Genomic DNA, 4,829 nt, shown 5'->3' with positions numbered 1-4,829 from the left:
GCATCCGGCGCGAGGCCGGGATACTCATCGGCGATGCGTGACAGCGTGATGTCCTGGGCGATGACGAAGCCGTAGGTACTGCTCAGCGTATTGATGACCTTGGGCGTGGGGCGAAACTGTGCGGCTTCGGCGCGTGCCGAGGCACCGGGGGTAATGAGACATAAGCCCAGGCCCAGGCTCAGGCCCAGTCCGAGCGTCAGGGCGGCGGCAGCCAGCCCGGGAATTGCCCCAAAGGAGCGTGTTACGGCAAACGCCATGCGTGACATCCTGTCAGAGTGCGATCGACTCAATCCTATCATCGGCCTACGGTGACTTCTTGCGTGCTGACGCTGTTCAGATGCCTAATCAGACAGAAGTATCAGACTGCGCGTCATGCGACGCACGCGGTTCCCCTTGTGAGAGAGCAGCAGACAACGATGTCCAGACGACACCAGTATTCGGTTGAACTTGAGTGGACCGGCAATCGCGGCGATGGCACCCGCCATTACACCGCCTATGAGCGTGATTTCGTGGCCCGTGTCAGTGGCAAGCCGAGCCTGGAAGGCTCCGCCGACCCCGCCTTTCGGGGCGACGCTGGCCGCTGGAATCCGGAAGACATGCTGGTGGCCTCCGTCTCGGCCTGCCACAAGCTGTGGTATCTGCATCTGTGTGCTGAGGCCGGCATTCGTGTCATGAGCTATCACGACCGCGCCGAGGGCACGATGCAGGAAGGTGCGCCCGCCGCCGATGACAAGACTCAGGCAGAGAGCCCGGGCGAGGCGGGACGCTTCACCTCCATCGTGCTGCGCCCCGAGATCACGCTGGCCGCCGGTGACGATATCGCGCTCGCCCATGAGCTGCACCACCGGGCGCATGCGCTGTGCTTCATCGCCAATTCGCTGAATTTTCCGGTCAGCTGTGAGGCGGTGATCACCCATCAGTGATGGGCAGCCCTCAGCCCGCGTCGGACTGACCGTGTCCGACCGACCGTGTTATACAGACCCTGTCAGAACCCAAAAGGCCACCAGAGAAATCTGGTGGCCTTTTTTGTTTTCAGCGTCTCTCTAAAGAGTCAGCGTCTTTCCAAAGAAACAGCGTCTCGCAAGCGCATCAAGCGAACTGATCAACCGCGTGCATTCACTTCCTCGATCAGCTTGCTGGAGCCGGTGAGGTCCGGCAGGCAGGCGCCGTCGGCGATCTTCGCCAGCAGCACTTCTTCCGCTTCTTGCACCTCGATGGCGTGGCTGGCGATGGCCGAGACTTCCTCGGGAGCCATCACGATGACGCCGCTTTCATCGGCGAGGATGGCATCGCCCGGATTGACGACGACACCGCCGATGCTGACCGGCACATTGAGCGCGCCGCCGATACCGGCGAAGCGGGTGGTCAGCGAGGCGACACCGCGACTCCAGACCGGGAACTGCTTGTCCCGAATGGTCAGCGCATCGGTGGCCATGCCGTCGATCACCACACCTGCCACGCCGAGGCGCGAGGCGACTTCCGTCATCACGCCGCCCCAGCAGGCGCGGTGGCGATCGCCCTGACGATGCACGATCAGCACATCGCCCGGACGCACCAGGCGCATCAGGTGGTTGAGCAGGGTGCCATCTTCCGGCGGCAGCGAGACGGTGACGGCGGTACCGGCGATGCGCACCTCGGGCAGCATGCTGGCAATCGCCGGTTCGACGAAGCCGTGGGTGTGGAAGTGGCCGATGGTGGCCGTCTCGCACTGCTTGAGCTGTTCCAGCCGTTCAGGCGCGACCTGCGCTGGCATGTCATTGAGTTGGTACATGGAAGTCTCTCGTCGTGGTCGGTCAGATCAGGCTGGGCAGGAAGGTCGTCAGCCACGGGGCCCAGTAGAGCATCAGCATCGCGAACAGGAAGCAGATGACGATCGGCCAGGCCGCGGCGTAGATGGTCTGCATCGGCGTCGCCGGGGCGGCGCCTTTCACCGCGAACAGGTTGTAGCCGAAGGGCGGGGTCAGACTGCCCACCGAGATGTTGATCAGGAACAGTGTCCAGAACCACACCGGATCAAAGCCATACAGCTTGACCAGCGGCGCGTAGATGGGAATCACCACCATCATGAAGGCGATCTGGTCGATGAACATGCAGGCGATCAGCGGAATCAGCATCAGGATCAGCAGCATCCATACCGGGTCGAGGTCCAGCCCGGTCACGCTGCTCACCAGACCGCTGGTGGCGCCGGTGAAGCTCAACAGCTGCGAGAACAGCTTCGAACACGCCAGGATCAGGATGATCATGGTGCTGACCTTGAGCGAGGACATCACCGCCTCGCCGGCCATCTTGAACGAGAACTTGCGGTAGTAGGCCGCGACTACCAGCGAGCCCAGTACGCCGGTGGCGGCGGATTCGGACGGCGTGGCGATGCCGAGCAGAATCAGGCCGAGCACGGCGAAGATGATGATGGTGAACGGCAGCATGTTGATCACGGCGCGGCGCTTCTCCTGGGCCGTGCCGCCACCGCTTTCATCGACGGGCGGCGCGCGGCGCGGGTCCAGCGTGATGCGTACCTTCACATAGAGGATGAACAGCGCGGCCAGCAGGATGCCGGGCAGGATACCCGCGATCAGCAGGCGCGCGATGGAGACATCCACCATCGAGCCGATGATGATCACCAACAGGCTCGGCGGGATGATCGGTGCGAGACTCGCCCCGCCCAGAATCAGGCCGATGGAGAGTCTGTCGTCATAGCCTCGCTCCTGCATGGTCGGCAGCGCCGAGCGGCTGAGCATGGCGGTCACAGCCAGCGCCGAGCCGGACAGGGCACCGAACAGCGTCGAGAGGGCGACGACGAAGAAGTAGAGGCGACCCTTCATGCGGCCCATCAGGGCATCCAGCGAGTCGAAGATCACATCGATGGAGCCGGAGCGGAACAGCAGCTCCCCCATCAGCACGAACAGCGCGATGGTGGTCAGCGTCTCCGAGGTCATGCTGTCGTAGACACTGTTGGCGAACATGCCGAAACCGGCGGTGCCCATCAACCACAGCGTGCCGAGCACGTTGATGGTCAGGAAGGCGGCGAAGACGGGAATGCCGAGGGCGAACAGGCCCATCAGCAAGGCGATGGCCAGGCCCAGAGAGGTATACCATTCCATGACTCAGGGTCCTTTTCTGGCGGCGGTAGCCGGGGGCGTCGCGCGGGTGAAGGCGTGGCGCAGGAAGTACAGGGCGGCGCTGATCATCGCGTAGGCGATGAAGCTGGAGACCCAGTACTTGGGAATGTCGAGGCCCATGGCGGTGGTGGTGTGGTAATTGAACTGACGCAGGCTTTCCTGCACGCAGATCCAACCGGCCACGGCGCAGACGGCGCCGGTCACCAGGGCGAGGAGACGATCATAGAAGGCGCGCGCGGCAGGGCCGAGGCGCTCCGGCAGCACGGTGATGGCGATATGGCCGTGGGTGCGTGCCAGTTCCGGCGTTGCCAGCGAAATCGAGAGGCATAGCAGGTAAGCCACCATCGCGCCGGACCACAGGGTGGGAGAGTTGAAGAAGTAGCGCGCGATGACTTCCAGCCAGAAGCACAGGACGATGCCACACAAGGTGACACCGCCCAGAAGGAAGCCTGCTCGCGTCACGCCGTCATGCACACGTGCAAGCAGGGTTAGCATGGTGGATTCCTTACTCGCTGACGGTGGTCAGGTTCTTCTCGATCGCCAGTTCACGCATGGCGGTCACCGTGTCCGGGGTCTTGTCGATGCCCAGCTGCCAGATACCGTCGGTGACGAGGGCATCCAGACGCTCGGCGTCTTCCGGTGCGAATTCGGTAGGCTGCATGCCGGCTTCGTCCAGCGCCTTCCACTCTTCGACCGCCAGTTCATCCAGGATCGGGACGATCTCGGTTTCCAGCTCACGGCCTTCGTCGAGCAGCACTTGCTGCTGTTCCGGCGACAGGGTGTTGAAGGCGTTCAGGTTCATCAGCACGAAGTTGTAGGTCTGACCGAAGGTCGGCTTGGAGTAGTAGCCGGCGACTTCCTGCCAGCCCATGTCCTTGACGCCATTCAGGCCCCAGGCCGCGCCGTCGATCACGCCACGGTCCATCGCGGAATAGACATCGCCACTGGACATCAGCACCGGCGTACCGCCCAGGCCCTTGGTGACGTTGGTATAGGTGGGGCTGCCGCGCAGACGACGGCCATCCAGACCCGGCGTACCGGTGATCGGCTCCTTCAGCACGTACTGGAAGCCGTGGCTGCCCAGCGGCGGAATCGCGATCAGCTTGAGGCCCAGGCCGTTGTAGTGCTCATCGACCATGTCCCACAGGCCGGATTCGCGCGTCTGTTCCGGATTCACCGCCACGCCATCCATCGCGGCGCCGACGCCGGTGGTGTTGGTGTGGTAAGCGGCGTGGGTATACAGCAGCTGGAAGACACCGGCCGCGACAGGCTGCAGCTGCTCGAAGGGCGGCACCACATCCGGGCCGGTCAGCTTGATGGTGAGGTCGGCGGCCTTGTTGGCTTCGACTTCCTTGATGAAGCGCTGGGCAATCTCGCGGGAGTAGGCAGTGGTCTGGTCGTAACTGGACAGCATGCGCAATTCGGTGGCCATGGACTGGGTGGCCGGGAGGAGAGCGAGCAGCGGGAGCAACAGAGCGGGCTTGAGGGTTTTCATAGCAGTATCCACGTTATCGTTATTGTGAGCGGGGCAGTGCATGCGGGACTTCTCGTGACCATGATGCTGCGTCCGGGAGATGCATGCGGTACCTGTCCCTGCTTCTTGTTGTGATGGTACGCCTTCAATCTATGAGGCCCTCCCTTCGCGGTCAACGAATCATCAGCCTTTTGGGCTTTCAAATTTCAATACGCAGTATTTGCCAAATTTATGTAAGA

General features: G+C 62.7%; 6 protein-coding genes. 1 reads left to right on the top strand and 5 read right to left on the bottom strand.

The window, feature by feature from the left end; translation table 11 throughout:
- Window positions 1-257 (bottom strand): hypothetical protein (locus AC4FAH_RS10955; protein ID WP_490246028.1); only part of this gene is annotated, 257 nt, incomplete at its 3' end.
- 159 nt (window positions 258-416) lie between these two features.
- Here AC4FAH_RS10955 and AC4FAH_RS10950 point away from each other — a divergent pair.
- On the top strand, window positions 417-923 hold the full coding sequence (locus AC4FAH_RS10950; RefSeq protein ID WP_317292047.1) for an OsmC family protein: 507 nt from the start codon (window positions 417-419) through the stop codon (window positions 921-923).
- 179 nt (window positions 924-1,102) lie between these two features.
- On the opposite strand, the gene AC4FAH_RS10945 is transcribed toward AC4FAH_RS10950, so the two are convergent.
- The 4 genes from AC4FAH_RS10945 to dctP are packed head-to-tail and all read right to left on the bottom strand — an operon-like array spanning window position 1,103 to window position 4,611.
- Window positions 1,103-1,771 (bottom strand): RraA family protein, encoded by a 669-nt coding sequence (locus AC4FAH_RS10945; protein ID WP_131432145.1) that lies wholly within the window; start codon window positions 1,769-1,771, stop codon window positions 1,103-1,105.
- 22 nt (window positions 1,772-1,793) lie between these two features.
- Window positions 1,794-3,098, bottom strand: coding sequence for a TRAP transporter large permease (locus tag AC4FAH_RS10940; RefSeq protein WP_054556964.1), 1,305 nt, complete (start codon window positions 3,096-3,098; stop codon window positions 1,794-1,796).
- 3 nt (window positions 3,099-3,101) lie between these two features.
- Entirely contained in the window at window positions 3,102-3,611 is a 510-nt protein-coding gene (locus AC4FAH_RS10935) for a TRAP transporter small permease (RefSeq protein WP_052384734.1), read from the bottom strand.
- A 10-nt stretch (window positions 3,612-3,621) separates the two neighbouring features.
- Window positions 3,622-4,611 carry a TRAP transporter substrate-binding protein DctP gene (gene dctP, locus AC4FAH_RS10930; protein WP_043334967.1) on the bottom strand — a complete coding sequence of 330 codons (990 nt, stop codon included), beginning with the start codon at window positions 4,609-4,611 and terminating at the stop codon, window positions 3,622-3,624.
- Window positions 4,612-4,829 lie beyond the last annotated feature (218 nt).

Source organism: Cobetia sp. (assembly GCF_983723665.1).
This window is presented reverse-complemented; position numbering and strand designations above follow the sequence as displayed.

Coding starts and splice junctions, on each gene's coding strand:
- AC4FAH_RS10940 (WP_054556964.1), bottom strand. CDS start 3,098: ATGGAATGGTATACCTCTCTGGGCCTGGCCATCGCCTTGCTGATGGGC.
- dctP (WP_043334967.1), bottom strand. CDS start 4,611: ATGAAAACCCTCAAGCCCGCTCTGTTGCTCCCGCTGCTCGCTCTCCTC.
- AC4FAH_RS10950 (WP_317292047.1), top strand. CDS start 417: ATGTCCAGACGACACCAGTATTCGGTTGAACTTGAGTGGACCGGCAAT.
- AC4FAH_RS10935 (WP_052384734.1), bottom strand. CDS start 3,611: ATGCTAACCCTGCTTGCACGTGTGCATGACGGCGTGACGCGAGCAGGC.
- AC4FAH_RS10945 (WP_131432145.1), bottom strand. CDS start 1,771: ATGTACCAACTCAATGACATGCCAGCGCAGGTCGCGCCTGAACGGCTG.